A 15709-nucleotide genomic window follows, 5' to 3' on the forward strand; every position below is an offset into this window, starting at 1 on the left:
CTTTTGAACTTCGAGCGGATCTTAACCCGGGGGATCAGGCTGTCAAGGGGTCCGGTGAAGCGGTGTCAAGGCGGCGGTGGGGCCGTGGAGGCGCGTACGACCAGCTCGTGCGCGGTGCGGCGGCGGCGCGGGCGCGAGGCGGGCGGCTTGAGAACTAGCTCAAGCGCTTGCTTGCCCATCTCGACCATGGGCAGCCTGATCGTGGTGAGCGCCGGATACACGTCGCGCGCCACCGGCACGTCGTCGAAGCCGGCCACCGAGATCTCCCCGGGCACCCTGCGCCCGTTGTTGAGCAGCCACGACAGCGCGCCCACCGCCATCGGGTCGTTGAGCGCGACCACCGCCGTCAGGTCGGGGTGCGCCCGCATCAGCCGGGCCGTGGCTGCCGCGCCGCCCTCCCTGGTGAAGTCGCCGTGCACGACGGGGAACGAGCGCCAGTCGAGCCCGGCCGCGGCCAGCGCCGCCCGCAGCCCGGCCAGCCGGTCTTCCACCGTGGTCAGGTTGGCCGGGCCGCCGAGCACGCCGAGGCGGCGGTGGCCCAGGTCGAGCAGGTGGTGCATGAGCGTGGAGCCGCCGGCCGCGTTGTCGGGCAGCACGGCGTCCACCGGCAGGTGGTGGCGGCCGATGACGGCCACCCGGCCGCCCGCCGCCGTGAACGAGCGCACCTCGGTGGCGATGTCGGCCTCGGTCGCCGCATCGACGTAGCCGGACCCGGCCAGCACGATCGAGGTCACGCGGTGCGCGCGCAACGCCCGGACCCGGGACAACTCGGCACGCGGGTCGCGCTCGGTCTGGCTGATGAGCGCCATGTAGCCGCGGCTCTCGGTCTCGCGCAGCACGCCCCTGGCGATCTCGCCGAAGTAGGGGTCGCCGACGTCGTGCACGATCAGCCCGACCATGGACGCCTGCCCGCCGGCCAGGGCCCGCGCGTGGCTGTTGGGCACGTAGCCGACCTGGGACGCGACCGCCTGGACGTGGGCGGCGACCTCGGCGCTCACGCCGCTGCTGCCCGTCAGGGCCCGGGAGGCCGTGGCCAGCGAGACCCCCGCGGCCTTGGCCACGTCGACGAGGCGGGGTGGATGAGATCGCTCGGTCATGCGCTGAGAACCCCCCTTGTCCGGGGCCGGATCTCGTGTAATCGTAACCGAAAGCGCTTACGTAAGCGCTTTCGTGGCGCCTCTTCTGACGGGGGATTTCCTCGATGGCAAGAGTTCTCAAGAGCCTGACGATCACTTCGATGTGCGCTTTGGCCCTGACTGCCTGCGCCAAGACCGACGAGCCGGGGACGGCTCAGCCGGCGGGGCAGCAGCAGGGTCCGGTCAAGATCGGCATCTCCCTTCCGCTCACGGGCGACTTCGCCGAGCCCGGCAACGGCATCAAGGACGGCTACCAGGTCTGGGCCGACCGGGTGAACGCCAAGGGCGGCCTGCTGGGCAGGAAGGTCGAGCTGATCTTCCGCGACGACGCCTCCGACCCCAACCGGGTCAGCTCCGACTACGAGTCGCTCATCACCCAGGACAAGGTCAACCTGGTCTTCGGGCCGTTCTCGTCGCGGCTGGTGATCCCCGCGGCGAAGGTCGCGGAGTCGTACAACATGCTGTTCGTGGAGCCGGCCGGGGCCGCCAAGGAGGTCTTCGAGCAGGGCTTCAAGCGGCTGTTCTACGCGGCGCCGGCGATCGCGAGCGACCACTACAACTACCTGGCCGACTACATCATCAAGCTGCCGGCCGACAAGCGGCCGAAGACGGCGGCGTACGCGAGCCTGGACGACCCGTTCGCGCAGGGCACCGCGTACGGGCTGCGGGACAAGCTGGCCGCGGCCGGGATCAAGACGGTCGTGGACGAGGTCTACCCGCCCGAGACCACCGACTTCTCGCCCATCGCCGCCAAGATCGCCGCGGCGAAGCCGGACATCGTGGTGGGCGGCACGCAGTTCGAGGACTCCGTGGGCCTGGTGCGCGCGCTGCAGGAGCTGAAGGTACAGCCCAAGCTGGCGGCGTTCTCGACGGGGCCGACGGAGCCGGAGTTCCCCGCCGCGGTGAAGGGGGCGGCCGAGAGCATCATCTCGCCCGTCGGCTGGTCGGCCACGGCCACCTTCACCGGCAACCAGGAGATGATCAAACGCCACAAGGAGATGTTCAACGGCGAGGCGAACGAGGACACCGCCAACGGCTTCACCGTCGGCCAGGTCGTCGAGGCCGCCGTGAACGCCGCCAAGTGCGTCGACGCCACCAAGGAGTGCCAGGACAAGCTGGCCGACCACATCAGGCAGGGCACGTTCGACACGGTCGTGGGCAAGCTCTCCTTCGACGACCAGGGCAGGCCCGAGCAGGCGCACATGATCCAGCAGTACGTCGGCGGAAAGGTCGAGATCGTGCTCCCCGAGCAGGCCAAGACGGCCGACCTTGTCTACCCGAAGAAGCCATGGTGAGCCTGCTCCTGCAGGGGCTGGCCCTGGGCGTGCTGACCGGAGGCCTCTACGCGCTGCTGGCCTCCGGCCTGTCGCTGTACTTCGGGGTGATGCGGGTGGTCATGGTGGCCCATCCGGCGTTCCTGTTCCTGGCCGCCTATCTGACCTACACCGTGCACACGACGTTCGGCGTGGACCCGTTCCTGGCGCTGCCCGTCACCGTGCCGCTCTTCTTCGCGCTGGGCGTGGCGGTGCAGCGGCTGCTCGTCGCGCGGCTGGCGCCGGACAACCTGGCGATGATGTCGGTGCTGCTGACGTTCGGGATCGCGCTGGCGATCGAGGGGCTGCTCGGGACGATCTACACCGGGTCCTACAAGTCGGTCAGCATGGAGTACGCGACCAAGTCGCTGACGATCGGCGGCGTGCACCTCCCGTACGACAAGATCATCGCCTTCTTCGTCGCGGCGCTCACCCTCGCGGTGCTGTTCGCGGTGCTGGTCAAGAGCCGGTTCGGGCAGGCGCTGCGGGCCACCATCCAGCACCGGGAGGCGGCCCGGCTGGTCGGCGTCCAGACCGAGCGGGTCGCCGGGTACGGCTTCGGCGTCGGCCTCGCCACCGCGGCCGTCGGCGGCACCGTGCTCGCGCTCATCACGCCGTTCTTCCCCGCCTCGCACTGGGTGTGGATCGGCAAGCTCATGGCCATCATCGTGGTCGGAGGGCTGGGGAGCGTGATCGGCGCGGCGCTGGCGGCCGTCCTGCTCGGCGTGGTCGAGGGCCTCGTGCTGGTGACCGTGGACGCCACCTGGGCCACGATGATGTTCTACGTCTTCCTCTTCCTGACGCTGCTCGCGCGCCCCCAGGGGTTCTTCGGAGGCCGGCTTGCGCATCGCTTCTAGAGGGATCCCGCTGCTGGTCGCCTGCCTGGCGCTGGCCTATCCGTGGCTGGTCCCCAACTACTACCTCGTGTACGCGGGCGCGCTGACCGTCATGTACGCCGCCATGTCCACGTCCTGGAACCTGCTGGGCGGTTTCACCGGATACGTCTCCCTCGGCCACTCGGCGTTCTTCGGCCTCGGCGCGTACGGGACCGGCCTGCTGATCGTGCGCCTGGGCATGCCGTGGGTCGCGGCCCTGCTGGTGTCGGCCGTCGCCGTGACGGCGTTCGCCGTGTTCGTCGGCGTCGCGGCCGTGCGGGTGCGCGGCGCGTCGTTCGTGATCGTGTCGATCGCGCTCGTGTCGATGATGAACCTCGTCGTGCAGGGCTGGCGCTCGCTCACCGGCGGCTCCACCGGGCTGCAGGTCCCCTCGCCCTTCCCCGACCTGCACCGGGGGCAGACGCACATCGTGTTCTTCTACCTGTTCCTGGCGCTGCTCGGGCTCGCGCTGCTGTCCTGGTGGTACGTCTCGCGCTCCCGGTTCGGCGCCGGCCTGCGGGCGATCAGGGAGGACGAGGACAAGGCCGAGTCCCTGGGGGTGCCGACGGGGGCGTACAAGGTGACGGCCTTCGCCCTGTCGGCCCTGTTCGTGTCGCTCGCCGGAGGGCTCTACGCGGTCTGGTTCGGCAGCCTCGACCCGATCTTCGTCTTCTCCATCCTCATCGGGTCGTACATGGTGCTGATGAGCCTGCTCGGCGGGGTCAGGCACCTGTTCGGGCCGCTGCTCGGGGCGCTCATCGTGGCCCCGGCCGGCGAGTACTTCCTGATCGCGCTGGGTGAGACGCAGATCCACCTGACCGCGACGGGCCTGCTGCTCGTGCTGGTCGTGCTGTTCATGCCGGACGGCATCCTCGCCCGGCTCACCAGGAGGCGCGCCGGGCCCTCCATCCCGGACGAGACGGCCGAACAACGGCTCCAGAGGGCGGCCCGATGACTTCGCTGCGCACCGAGGGACTGACCAAGTCGTTCGGCGGGGTGCTCGCCGTGGACGGCGCGAGCGTCGAGCTCCAGGAGGGCAGGATCAACGGCCTGATCGGCCCCAACGGCTCCGGCAAGACCACGTTCTTCAACATCGTCACCGGCATGATCAAGCCGGACTCCGGCCGGGTGCTCTACCGCGACCGCGACATCACCCGCCACTCGCCGCACCGCGTCGCGCACGCCGGCATCGGCCGCACCTTCCAGCTCTGCCGCGTCTTCCCGCGCCTGACCGTGCTGGAGAACATGCTGGTCGCCGTCCGCCGCACCCGCCTGCGCGAGCTGCTGGCCGGGCTGCGGGACCAGGGCGAGGTCGAGCGGGCCCGGCACTGGCTGCGGCGCATGGGCATCGAGCACCTGGAGGACGCCGAGGCCCGCGACCTGTCCTACGGCCAGCAGAAGCTGCTGGAGCTGGCCGCCGTCCTCATGGCCGAGCCCGAGCTGGTGCTGCTGGACGAGCCGGCGGGCGGGGTCAACCCGGCGCTGATCGACCGGATCGTCTCGCTCGTACGCGACCTCAACGCGGAGGGCCGTACGTTCCTCGTCGTCGAGCACAACATGGACATGGTGATGGGCATGTGCGACCACGTGATCGTCTTCGACCGGGGAGCGCCGATCGCGGCGGGCCCGCCCGCCGAGGTGCGGGACGACCCGCGCGTGCTGGAGGCGTACCTCGGTGTCTGAGACCATCCTGGCGCTGGAAGACGTCGAGGCAGGCTACGGCAGGGCCGCGCCGGTGCTGCGCGGCCTGACCGTCACCGTGCGCGCCGGCGAGGTGGTCTGCCTGGTGGGGCCGAACGGCGCGGGCAAGTCCACCGCGCTCAAGGTCGCCAGCGGCCTGCTCGCGCCCCGGTCGGGGCGGGTCCTGCTGGCCGGCCAGGACGTGACGGGCCTGTCGCCGCAGCGCCTGCTCGGGCGCGGGCTCGCCCACGTGCTGCAGGGGCACAGCGTGTTCCGCGAGATGACCGTGGCCGAGAACGTGCGGCTCGGCGGCTTCACCGTGCGCGACTCCGCGAAGCTCCAGGCCCGGATGGAGGCGGTCAAGGAGCTGTTCCCCGTGGTGGGCGAGCGGTGGGGGAGCATGGCCGGGCTGCTGTCGGGCGGGCAGCAGAAGCAGGTGGAGTTCGCGCGGGCGCTCATGCTGGAGCCCTCCGTGGTGCTGCTGGACGAGCCGTCGATGGGGCTCGACCCGCGTAACACGCAGGTGGTCTTCGACCAGATCGACCTGATGCGCCGTACGGGCGTCGCCGTGCTGCTGGTGGAGCAGAACGCGCGCCGGGCGCTGGAGATGGCCGACGTCGGCTGCGTGCTCGACCTCGGCCGTGTCCACATCTCCGGCCCCGCCCGCGAGCTGGCCGCCGACCCCCGGCTCGGCCGCCTCTATCTCGGCGGCGCCCCTGTCACCTAGCCCTGCGTGAGGAGGGTGCCCTCCACCCGGACGCGCTTCCTGAACACCCAGTACGTCCACCCCTGATACACCAGCACGAACGGGAGCGTGATCAGGCCGATCCAGCTCAGCATCGTCAGCGTGTACGGCCCGGAGGCCGCCTCCGCCAGCGTCAGGCCGGGGAACGGGCGCAGGCGCAGCTCCATGAAGACCGCCAGGGTCGACAGCACGATCGCCCCCGCCGTGGCCGCGAAGGCCCAGCCCTCGCGGCGGCGCCAGATCAGCGCCGTGGCGGCCGCCAGCGCCGCCATGGCGGCCAGCGCGGGGAACGTGCCCAGGCTCGACAGGGCGGCCACGGCCACCGGAACGGCCACGCCGCTGGCGGCCATCGCCACGATGCGGGCGCGGCGGCGTACCGGGCCGGTGGTCTTGAGCGCCAGGAAGACGGCGCCGTGCAGGGCGCACACCGCCAGCGAGAACGCGCCTCCGAGCAGGGCGGCCGGCACGCTGTCGAACACCAGGTCGGCGAAGACCGCCCCCCACAGGAACGCCGGGAGCGCGCTGCCCACCACGATGCCCAGGTCGCACCAGCGCGGGTCGTTCACCTTGCCGCGCCACTCCAGGCCGACGCCGCGCACGATCAGGCCGACCAGGACGAGCGTCACCGGCAGGTAGAACGAGCTGAACACCCCCGCGTACCAGGCGGGGAACGCGGCGAACATGGCGCCGACGGCGGTGATCAGCCACACCTCGTTGCCGTCCCACACCGGGCCGATGGTCTGCAGGCTCTGCCGCTGCTCGCCGGGGTTGCGGCTGACCAGCGGGGCCAGCATGCCGACGCCGAAGTCGAAGCCCTCCAGCACGAAGTAGCCCGTCCAGAGGAAGGCGATGATGACGAACCACAACTCGATCATTGTCTGCTCCCTCAGTACATCAGCGACGGCTCGCGCCGCTCGGCGGCGGCGGGGGTGGGCGCCTGCTCCTCGACGCCCTTGCGGACATGCCTGGTCAGCAGGACGACCTCGGCCACGGCGAGCGCGCCGTACAGGAGCGTGAAGATCGTCAGGGACGTGGCCACCTCGGCCAGGCTCACCCCCGGGGACACGCTGGAGGCGGTGAGCAGCTCGCCCGCGACCGTCCACGGCTGGCGGCCGATCTCGCTCAGCAGCCACCCGGCGATCACCGAGGCCAGCGGCAGCGGCACCGCCAGGAGCATCGCCCGCGACAGCCACCTCGGGAACTCACGCCTGCGCCGGGTCAGCCAGAGGCCCAGCACCGACAGGCCCACCGTGGCCATCCCGAACCCCATCATCACCCGGAACGACCAGAACACGACCGGCTCGTTCGGCCGGTAGTCGCCCGGGCCGAACTGCTGCTCGAAGCGGCGCTGCAGGTCCTCGGTGCCCTGGACGGTGGCGTTCGGGTCGTGGGCGGACAGGAAGCTGAGGACCTTGGGGATCTCGATGCCCGGGACGAGGGAGAACGCCGCGCCGGCCGTATCGCGCTCCAGGCCCTCGGCGGAGGCCAGCTTCATGGGCTGCTGCTCGTACATCAGCCTGGCCGACATGTCGCCGGTGCCCGCGACGACGGCGCCCGCGAGGGCCGTCATGACGAGGGCGGCGCGGGCCGCGCTGCGCCACATCGGGGCGCGCGTCCTGAGCAGCCAGTAGCCGCTCACGGCCAGCACGAATCCGCCCGCCACGATGAACGCCGCCCCGATCACGTGGGGCACCTGCGCCACCGCCGTGGAGTTGGTCAGCACGGCCCACAGGTCGGTCATCCTGGCCCTGCCGTCCACGACCTCGTAGCCGACGGGGTGCTTCATCCAGGCGTTGGCCGCGAGGATGAAATACGCCGACAAGTTGGACCCGATGGCGGCCGCCCAGATGCACGCCAGGTGCGCCTTCTTCGGCAGCCGGTCCCATCCGAAGATCCACAGCCCCAGGAACGTGGACTCCATGAAGAAGGCCAGCAGCGCCTCCATGGCCAGCGGCGCCCCGAAGACGTCGCCGACGAACGTTGAGTATTCACTCCAGTTCATCCCGAACTGGAACTCCTGCACGATGCCGGTGACCACGCCCATGGCGAAGTTGATCAGGAACAGCTTCCCGAAGAACTTCGTGAGCTTCAGGTAGTGCTCTTTCCCTGTCCGGTGCCAGGCCGTCTGCAGGCCCGCCACGAAGATCCCCAGACCGATGGTCAAGGGCACGAACAGAAAGTGGTACACGGTGGTCACCCCGAACTGCCACCGTGCCAGGTCAAGTGCGTCCATCTCCCCGCCGACTCCCTGAGCTCTACAGCGTGTAGTTTATCTACTTGAAGTAGTACTACAGCTCGTAGAGCAACGCGATGCGAGCTTGGTCACATCGCTCCCCGTTGGTTGTTGCCGCATCGAGGATCCCGTGCGGGCGGGCCCCGGCGCGTCCGCCGCCGGGGTGATTCGGGGGTACGCCTACCGGTCGACAGCCATGGCGGCCAGGTACGCCTGGAGGTTGCCCAGCTCGAATCCGCGGCGCTTGATCTTGTTGACCAGGATGCGGAAGTCCCCGGCCAGGTTGGGACGGAAATGGAGGAGCAGGATGTCGCCCGGGCGCAGGCGCTTGTCGGGCACCTGGTAGGCGATCTTGCCGCCCGGCTGGACGGTGGCCGTCCAGAGGAGGACCGCCTCGATGCCGCAGCTCTTGGCGGCCCTGAGCGTGTCGGTGTTGTAGTTGCCGAACGGGGGCCTGAACAGCGTGGGCCTGGCGCCTAGCTCCTTCCTGATGACCTGGGAGGAGCCGCAGATCTCGCGGCGCTGGGCGTCCTGGGAGAGCAGGCGGAGGTTGGGGTGGGTGAGGGTGTGGTTCTCGATGGCGACGTTGGCGTTGCGGAGCTGCCGGAAGTATCCCCATTTACCGGCACCTACGTATTTCCCTGGGCCGCCGGCCGGGTCCGGGGTGCCCTTGGCCTCCACGGCGTCGCGCATGGCGAAGGCGGTGATGGGGATGTGCTGGTCGCGTACCTGCTTGACGAAGCCCGGATCCTGCTCCCAGCCGTCGTCGATGGTCAGGAAGACGACCTTGCGCTTGGTGGGGATCGAGCTGATCACGGGCGGCAGGTCGCCGGCACGCTCGACCGGGCGCACCTCGCCCGTGCGCGGCTGCTCGCCCGGCGGGCCGTGCCGGGTGGCCTTGGGTCGTGCGGACGGGGAACTCGGGGCGGAGGTGGTGCCGGGCCGGCGGACGCTCGCGGTCCCGGCGGGGGTGCACGCGGCGAGGAGGGCCAGCACGCAGGCGACGGCGGCCGGACGGGGCATGATCTTCAACGCGCGCATGGGGCCCCATCTTGCCAGGCATGATCCTCAAGTCTTGTCTTCCTCTGGCAGGTGTTGCCCTTATCCACCTGGTCCCGGCTGCTTAGAGTGGCGACATGAAGGTGGCGGGTACTGCCGTGATCGGCGTTCAGAGGGATCGGGTGTGGGCTGCGCTCCAGGATCCGGCGGTGCTGGCGAGCACCATTCCGGGATGCGAGTGCCTTGAGGAGACCGGGCCGGACACGTACCGGATGACCGTGAACGCGGGCGTCGCGTCCATCAAGGGCGTCTACCAGGGGGAGGTGTCGCTCACCGACCCGCTGGCGCCCGAGAGCTTCACGCTCAAGGCGTGCGGGCAGGGGGCGCCCGGGACGGTGGACGCCACCGTCGTGGTGCGGCTGAGCGAGGTCGGCGACGGGACCCGGGTCGACTACGACGCCGACGCGGTGATCGGCGGGATGATCGGCGGGGTCGGGCAGCGCATGCTGGGGTCGGTGGCCAAGCGGACGGCGGGGGAGTTCTTCGCGGCCGTGGAGGATCACCTGTGCGCGGCGGCCGTCCCCGCCGGGGTGCAGGCGCCCGCCGAGGCGGAAGCGGTGAGCCCGGCGGGCGGCGCCGTGTACGGGCGGGTCCCCAGACCGCACACGCAGACGCGGCCGTGGGTGATGCTGGCGTCGTTCGGGATGGGGGCGGGCATCGCGCTCACGGGCGTCGCGGTGGGCTGGCTGATCGGACGAGCCTCCCGGCGCCCATGAGGGCTCTCGCGGAAAAGGATCTCCAGGCGTAGCGTGGCTGGTATGCGGCAGGCACACGCGGAAGACGCACGAACCGAAGCCAGGAGAGTCGTTCGCAACCTGCTGGGCGACGAGCGCCCCACAGCCGAGACCTTGATCGTCGACGTGCGCCCGGTGCTCGGGGACGAGCGGACCGGGCGGACGCTGGGGCTCGCGCTCGGAGCCTCGCTCACCCGGCGCTCGGCCGAGCTGGCCGCCATCGCCGCGCTGCTCGTGGGCACCCGCGAGCTGGGCGAGGAGTGGTGGAGCCGGCCCAGGGGCGGCAAGCTGCCGGCCCCCGACGAGGTGGTGCGCACGGCGGTCGCGATCGAGCCCTGGACCGATCTGACCGCGCTGGAGATGCTGGCCGCCTGGATCTCCGACGACGCCGCCGACCAGCTGTGGGGCCGGCCCGTCGCCGAGGTCGACCTCAACTCGTGGCATGCCGAGGACCGCTTCCGGCTGCCGCCCGGGGTGAAGCCCGGGCAGCGGCTGGTCGTTCACTTCGACGCCGGCGGGCGGCTCGACGCGGTCGTCACCCGCAGGCCCGACGAGGATCTCGGGTCCAACCTCGACTTCCACTCGCTGCGTTACTCCCGGCCCGCCGAGGCGCAGTGGAGCTGGGGAGTGGCGGCCGGGCTGGGGCCGCACCGGTTGCCCGGCGAGGACCCCGACCCGTACGCCCGCGAGGTCCCGGCCGCCGCCGGGGGAGTCCTGCGGGCCTGGGCGGTGCGGCACGGCGCCACCCGGGAGCAGCTCGGCGAGCGCTGGGAGACGGTCGGCGACGTGGTGGCCGCCATCGAACGCGTGGACTGGATGTGGCGGAGCGGGGAGTGGTTCGGGTGGTGGCGGGGCGCCTCGGCGCTCGTGGACGACTCGGCGTACCTTCCCTACCGCCTGGAGGAGCTGGCCGCCGGATAGCCGTCCGGCGAAAGGGTTGTGTGACAATCGAGGCGTGTCGCGACGTCGCCTCGGTTATCTGCTCAAGCACGCCAACCTGCGCCTGGGGGAGCTGACGGGGCCGGCGCTGGAGCCGTACGAGATCGACGGGCGGGAGTTCGGGGTCATGTCGGTGCTCCGCACGCCGGAGCCGCTCTCCCAGCTGGAGGCCGCCCAGCGGCTGGGCATCGACCGGACGACGATGGTCGCGCTGCTGGACGGCCTGGAGCGCAAGAAGCTCGTCGGGCGCCGGCCGCATCCCGCCGACCGGCGCAAGAACATGGTGGAGCTGACCGGCCACGGGCGCGAGGTCCTGGAGGCGGCCACCCGCGCCGTGGGCGTGGCGGAGGAGGAGTTCCTGGCAGACCTGCCGGAGGAGGATCGGCGGCTGTTCAGAGACCTGCTGGACCGCCTGGTGTGAGGACGCTCCGGTCCGCGCCCGCGCCCGCGCCCGCGCCCGTGCCCTCGCCCTCGCCGAGCCGGCCGGAGCGGTGGTGGCGGCGGCAGAGCACCTGGTAGCGCACCGGCGAGGCGTCGGTGTCGCCGATCACGACCTGCTCGCCCGTACGCGCCATGACCCCGCCCACCACCCTGGCGTTGAGCTGCCCGGGACGGCCGCACCAGCACAGCACCTCGACCTGCAGCCGGCACACCTCGTCCGCCAGCTCGAACAGCCGCTGCGCCGCCGGGAACATCACCGAGCGGAAGTCCGAGGCCAGCCCGAACGCGTAGACGTCCACGCAGTGCTCGTCCACCAGGTCCGCGAGCTGCTCGATCTGCGGGACGGTGTAGAAGCAGGCCTCGTCGCAGATGAGGAAGTCGATGCGGTCGTGGGAGGTGACCAATTCCACGATGTCGAGGGAGTCCTCCACCTCGATGGCCTCCAGGCCGAGGCCGATCCGGCTGGTGATCTTGGGGCCGCCGGAGCGGTCGTGCTTGGTCAGCACCAGGCCACGCCTACCCTGGCGTCCGTGGTTGTAATTCATCTGGAGTGCCAAGGTGGACTTCCCGCAGTCCATGGGGCCGAAGTAAAACTTGAGCACGGCATCCCGGGCGCCAGACGGCACGGCAGACAAGGCAGACAGTTCAGTCACGGGGGGCCAGCTTAGTGGCTTGGCTTGTTCCATGACCTCGTGGGACATTTCTCCTCTGGAGTTCGCAGGAGGAACAGTGGTCACCGAGCTGAGGAGCCATGCGTAGCGTGCGTATCGGAGTGGACACCGGAGGAACCTTCACCGACGTGGTCGCGGTGGACGAGGAGACCGGTGAGATCCTCACCACCAAGACCCCGTCGACGCCCGCCGACCCGGCGGACGGGTTCGTCGCGGGCATCGAGAAGCTCGGCGCGATCGACGTCGGGTCGATCGTCCACGGCACCACGGTGGCCACGAACCAACTGCTCGAGGACCGGATCTCCAACCTCGGGTTCATCACGACCGAGGGCTTCGAGTACGTCCTGGAGATCGCCAGGCAGAGCGTGCCCGACGGCTACGGCAACTCCTACTTCTGGGTCAAACCGCCCAGGATCGTTCCCGTGCACCTGGTGAAGACCGTCGGGGGGCGGCTCGACCACCTGGGGCAGGAGGTGTGGCCGTTCTCGGAGGAGCAGGCCGTGGAGGTGGCCCGCTGGTTCCGGGCCAAGGGGATCAACGCGATCGGCGTCTGCTTCCTGCACTCCTACGCCAACCCCGAGCACGAGCGCCGCATGCGCGAGGTGCTCTGGCGCGAGCATCCGGAGGCGGTGATCTCGCTGTCGAGCGACGTGCTGCGCGAGTACCGCGAGTACGAGCGCTCGGTCACCACGCTGGTGGACGCCGCCGTCAAGCCCGCCATGCGCGGCTACATCGCGAGCCTGTCCAACCGGCTCGGCAAGCCGTTCTCCGTCATGAAGTCCAACGGCGGCATCCTGTCGGCCCGCGAGGTCGTCAACCAGCCGATCACCACCGTCCTGTCGGGCCCGGCGGCGGGCGCGCTCGGCGCGGCGCTCATCGCCTCCACGGCGGGGCACCCGTCGGTGATCACGCTGGACGGCGGCGGCACCTCGACCGACGTGGCCGTGGTGATCGACGGCGAGCCCTCGATCACCACCGAGGGCTCTGTGGGCCGCTACCCGTGCAAGATCCCGATGATCGACATCATCACCGTCGGCGCGGGCGGCGGCTCGATCGCGTGGATCTCGCCCGAGGGCACGCTCAAGGTCGGCCCGAGGTCCGCGGGCGCCGACCCCGGCCCCATCTGCTACGGCAAGGGCGGGACGGAGGTGACGGTCACCGACGCGCACGTGTTCCTCGGCCGGATCCCGCCCCACCTGCTCGGCGGCGAGATCCCGCTGGACGCCGACGCCGCGCGCGGCGGCATCGAGGCGCTGGCCGACAAGCTCGGCCTCACTCCCGAGCGGACGGCGACGGGCATCCTGGAGATCAGCGCGTTCAACCAGAGCAACGCGATCAGGCAGCTCACCGTCAAGCGCGGGCTGGACGTGCGTGACTTCCCGCTGGTGACGTTCGGCGGGTCCGGGCCGCTGCTGGCGTGCCGGCTGATCGACATCCTCGGCCTGCCGGCCGTGATCGTCCCGCGCGATCCCGGGAACGTTTCAGCGTTCGGGTTGCTGACGGTGGACGTCAAGAACGACTACGTCCGTACGTACGTCACCCGCGACCTCTCGCTCGGCAAGGCCGTCGAGATCTTCCACGACCTGGAGCATCAGGCGGGCGAGGCGCTCGACCGGGAGGGCTTCGACGACCCGGTCTACCTGCGCAGCGCCGACCTGCGCTACTACGGCCAGGCGTACGAGGTGCGGGTGCCGGCCCCGGCGGGCGAGATCGACGAGGACTGGCAGGCCGAGGTGGTCGACCGCTTCCACGCGGCCCACGAGAAGCTGTACGGGTACGCGTACCGCGACGACCCGCGCCACGGCGTCGAATGGGTGAACCTGCGCGTCTCCGGCATCGGCCCCATCACCCGCCCGGCCATCCGCCGCCTGGACAAGGCCGGCGAGGGCGCCACCTCGGTGCGTCCCGTGCATTTCGACGAGACCCGCGACACCGCGATCCACCAGCGCTCCGCCCTCGGCCCCGGCGCCACGGTCATCGGGCCGGCCGTGATCGAGGAGTACGGCTCGACGATCCCGATCCACCCAGGCTTCACCGCGAAGGTGGACGAGTACGGAAATGTGGAGGTCCGCCGTGACTGATCCGATCTTGGTGGAGATCGTCGAGGGCACGCTGGCGTCCGTCGAGAAGGAGGTCGAGACGGCCATCGCCCGTACGGCCCGCTCGCCGATGATCCGCGACGCGCACGACTTCCGCGCGGGCATCCACGACGTACGGCTGCGCAAGCTCACCGGCCGCTCCTACAGCGCGCTCGTCCAGCCGGTGGTGCGCGACTTCCCGGTCGAGACGATGAAGCCCGGCGACGTCTACTTCCACAACGACGTCTACCTCTCCGAGGGCGGCATCGGCCACCTGCCCGACCTGTGCGTGACCGTGCCCGTCTTCCACGAGGGCGCCGTCGTGGCGTTCGTGCAGGCATTCGGCCACCACGACGACATCGGCGGGTCCGTGCCCGGCTCCATGCCCTCGCACGCCCGGTCGGTGTTCGAAGAGGGCCTGATGGTGCCGCCGATCAAGCTGTGGGACCAGGGCGTGCCGAACGAGGCCGCGCTGCGCATCATGACCCGCAACTCCCGCATGCCCGACTCGCTGGCCGGCGACCTCGACGCCGAGTGCTCGGCCTGCCTGATGGGGGCGCGGCGGCTGGGCGAGCTGTTCGACCGGTACGGCAGGCAGGCCGTCGAGGAGTGCTTCGACGCGATCATCTCCAAGACCACCGAGACGTTCCGCAGGGAGCTGCTGGCCAAGATCCCCGAAGGGACGTACGTGTGGGAGGACTACGCCGAGCACGACGGCGTGGACGAGCCCCGCCTGCACGCCCAGCGGATCACGCTCACGGTCGACCACGCCGCCGACTCCCCGCTCACGATCGACTTCACCGGCACGTCGCCGCAGGCCAAGGGGCCGATCAACCACGCGGGCGACTACGCCGACGGCGTGTTCCTGAAGAAGTGGCTGGCCCCGGTGCTGCGCAACCTGGCCGACACGCCCGAGCGGATGGCCGAGCTGGACGTCAACGAGGGCGTCGTGCCCCTCATCAAGATGATCTTCCCGGAGAAGGGCACCCTGCTCACCCCGGTCTTCCCGGCCCCCACGAACGCCCGCACGTTCGTCATCCTGCGCCTGCTCGGCGTGCTCGCCGGAGTGCTGGCCAAGGCCACGAACGGCCGCATGCCCGCCGACCAGGAGACCATCCGCTACACCGGCGTGTACGGCACGGACGCCGACGACCAGCCGTACCTGATGCGCGAGGTCCTGGGCGGCGGGTCGGGCGGCCGCTGGTACGCCGACGGCGAGGACACCATCCACGTGGTGCCCGACTCGCGCAACATCCCGGTGGAGTTCGCCGAGGCGCGCTGGCCGTTCCGGGTGGAGCGGCTGGCGCTGGCCTGCGACTCCGGCGGGCCCGGCATGTTCAGGGGCGGGCTGGGCTACGACAAGCACATCAGGATGCTCAGGGACGCCTCCTACATGTCGATCGCCGACCGCTCGATCCTGTCCTGCTGGGGCGTCAACGGCGGCCTCGCGGGGCGGCCGTTCCGGGTGGAGATCGCGGGCAAGGAGATGGAGGGCCTGGTCGACGACCATCCGGTGCAGGCCGGTGAGCTGATCCGTATCCGCACGACCGGGGGCGGCGGCTGGGGTTCCCCGTACGACCGCGACCCCCGGGCGGTGGCCGCCGACGTGCGGGACGGGAAGGTGTCGATCGCGGGCGCGCTGGGCGACTACGGCGTGGTGCTCGACGGCGACCGCATCGACGAGCAGGGCACCGCCGAGCTCCGCGCCCGACTGCGCCCTCCGGGCGACCGCTTCTTCGACCGTGGGCCCGGGTACGCGAAGCTGTCGGGCGGACGCGCGTACGCCGAGGTGGACGAGCTTTAGG

The 15709-nt window shown here is 70.7% G+C and carries 15 protein-coding genes; 10 read left to right on the top strand and 5 right to left on the bottom strand.

Annotated elements, in window-relative coordinates; translation table 11 throughout:
• Positions 1–65: 65 nt before the first annotated feature.
• Complete coding sequence (locus tag ACIHFD_RS02370) at positions 66–1097, bottom strand: LacI family DNA-binding transcriptional regulator (protein ID WP_350722600.1); 1032 nt, start codon at positions 1095–1097, stop codon at positions 66–68.
• Positions 1098–1201: 104 nt separating this feature from the next.
• Here ACIHFD_RS02370 and ACIHFD_RS02375 point away from each other — a divergent pair, with 104 nt between their 5' ends.
• The 5 genes from ACIHFD_RS02375 to ACIHFD_RS02395 are packed head-to-tail and all read left to right on the top strand — an operon-like array spanning position 1202 to position 5731.
• Positions 1202–2431: an amino acid ABC transporter substrate-binding protein gene (locus tag ACIHFD_RS02375; RefSeq protein ID WP_350722598.1), complete on the top strand. Its 1230-nt coding sequence runs from the start codon at positions 1202–1204 to the stop codon at positions 2429–2431.
• Positions 2425–3306, top strand: coding sequence for a branched-chain amino acid ABC transporter permease (locus tag ACIHFD_RS02380; RefSeq protein WP_350722596.1), 882 nt, complete (start codon positions 2425–2427; stop codon positions 3304–3306). The genes ACIHFD_RS02375 and ACIHFD_RS02380 overlap by 7 nt, the downstream gene beginning before the upstream one ends.
• Positions 3290–4279 (top strand): branched-chain amino acid ABC transporter permease, encoded by a 990-nt coding sequence (locus ACIHFD_RS02385; protein ID WP_397365211.1) that lies wholly within the window; start codon positions 3290–3292, stop codon positions 4277–4279. The genes ACIHFD_RS02380 and ACIHFD_RS02385 overlap by 17 nt, the downstream gene beginning before the upstream one ends.
• Positions 4276–5007 (top strand): ABC transporter ATP-binding protein, encoded by a 732-nt coding sequence (locus ACIHFD_RS02390; protein ID WP_397365212.1) that lies wholly within the window; start codon positions 4276–4278, stop codon positions 5005–5007. The genes ACIHFD_RS02385 and ACIHFD_RS02390 overlap by 4 nt, the downstream gene beginning before the upstream one ends.
• Positions 5000–5731, top strand: a complete 732-nt coding sequence (locus ACIHFD_RS02395) for an ABC transporter ATP-binding protein (RefSeq protein WP_364239435.1) — start codon at positions 5000–5002, stop codon at positions 5729–5731. Before ACIHFD_RS02390 ends, ACIHFD_RS02395 begins: the two co-directional genes overlap by 8 nt.
• Here the strand turns inward: ACIHFD_RS02395 and cydB are convergent.
• The 3 genes from cydB to ACIHFD_RS02410 all read right to left on the bottom strand — a co-directional run bounded on the left by cydB (position 5728) and on the right by ACIHFD_RS02410 (position 9023).
• Positions 5728–6624 carry a cytochrome d ubiquinol oxidase subunit II gene (cydB, locus tag ACIHFD_RS02400; protein WP_397365213.1) on the bottom strand — a complete coding sequence of 299 codons (897 nt, stop codon included), beginning with the start codon at positions 6622–6624 and terminating at the stop codon, positions 5728–5730. The genes ACIHFD_RS02395 and cydB overlap by 4 nt on opposite strands.
• 11 nt (positions 6625–6635) lie before the next feature.
• On the bottom strand, positions 6636–7982 hold the full coding sequence (locus tag ACIHFD_RS02405; RefSeq protein WP_397365214.1) for a cytochrome ubiquinol oxidase subunit I: 1347 nt from the start codon (positions 7980–7982) through the stop codon (positions 6636–6638).
• 180 nt (positions 7983–8162) lie between these two features.
• Entirely contained in the window at positions 8163–9023 is an 861-nt protein-coding gene (locus ACIHFD_RS02410; protein WP_397365215.1) for a polysaccharide deacetylase family protein, read from the bottom strand.
• Between the two features lie 95 nt (positions 9024–9118).
• Between ACIHFD_RS02410 and ACIHFD_RS02415 the strand changes: the two genes are divergently transcribed.
• Genes ACIHFD_RS02415 through ACIHFD_RS02425 form a run of 3 tightly spaced genes read left to right on the top strand, consistent with a single transcriptional unit; the run spans position 9119 to position 11135 of the window.
• Positions 9119–9757, top strand: a complete 639-nt coding sequence (locus ACIHFD_RS02415; RefSeq protein ID WP_397365216.1) for a carbon monoxide dehydrogenase subunit G — start codon at positions 9119–9121, stop codon at positions 9755–9757.
• 42 nt (positions 9758–9799) lie between these two features.
• The gene (locus tag ACIHFD_RS02420; protein ID WP_397365217.1) at positions 9800–10696 is read left to right on the top strand and encodes a hypothetical protein; all 897 of its coding nucleotides are present in this window, start codon (positions 9800–9802) and stop codon (positions 10694–10696) included.
• A 34-nt stretch (positions 10697–10730) separates the two neighbouring features.
• Positions 10731–11135, top strand: coding sequence for a MarR family transcriptional regulator (locus ACIHFD_RS02425; RefSeq protein WP_350722579.1), 405 nt, complete (start codon positions 10731–10733; stop codon positions 11133–11135).
• Here the strand turns inward: ACIHFD_RS02425 and ACIHFD_RS02430 are convergent.
• A complete protein-coding gene (locus tag ACIHFD_RS02430) occupies positions 11107–11856 on the bottom strand; it encodes a thymidine kinase (protein ID WP_397365218.1) in 750 nt (249 codons plus the stop codon). The two genes, ACIHFD_RS02425 and ACIHFD_RS02430, sit on opposite strands and share 29 nt — an antisense overlap.
• Positions 11857–11906: 50 nt before the next feature.
• Between ACIHFD_RS02430 and ACIHFD_RS02435 the strand changes: the two genes are divergently transcribed.
• Positions 11907–13907: a hydantoinase/oxoprolinase family protein gene (locus ACIHFD_RS02435; protein ID WP_397365219.1), complete on the top strand. Its 2001-nt coding sequence runs from the start codon at positions 11907–11909 to the stop codon at positions 13905–13907.
• Positions 13900–15708: a hydantoinase B/oxoprolinase family protein gene (locus ACIHFD_RS02440; RefSeq protein ID WP_355194640.1), complete on the top strand. Its 1809-nt coding sequence runs from the start codon at positions 13900–13902 to the stop codon at positions 15706–15708. The genes ACIHFD_RS02435 and ACIHFD_RS02440 overlap by 8 nt, the downstream gene beginning before the upstream one ends.
• Position 15709: the final 1 nt, after the last annotated feature.

The sequence above is a fragment of the Nonomuraea sp. NPDC051941 genome, assembly GCF_044593615.1.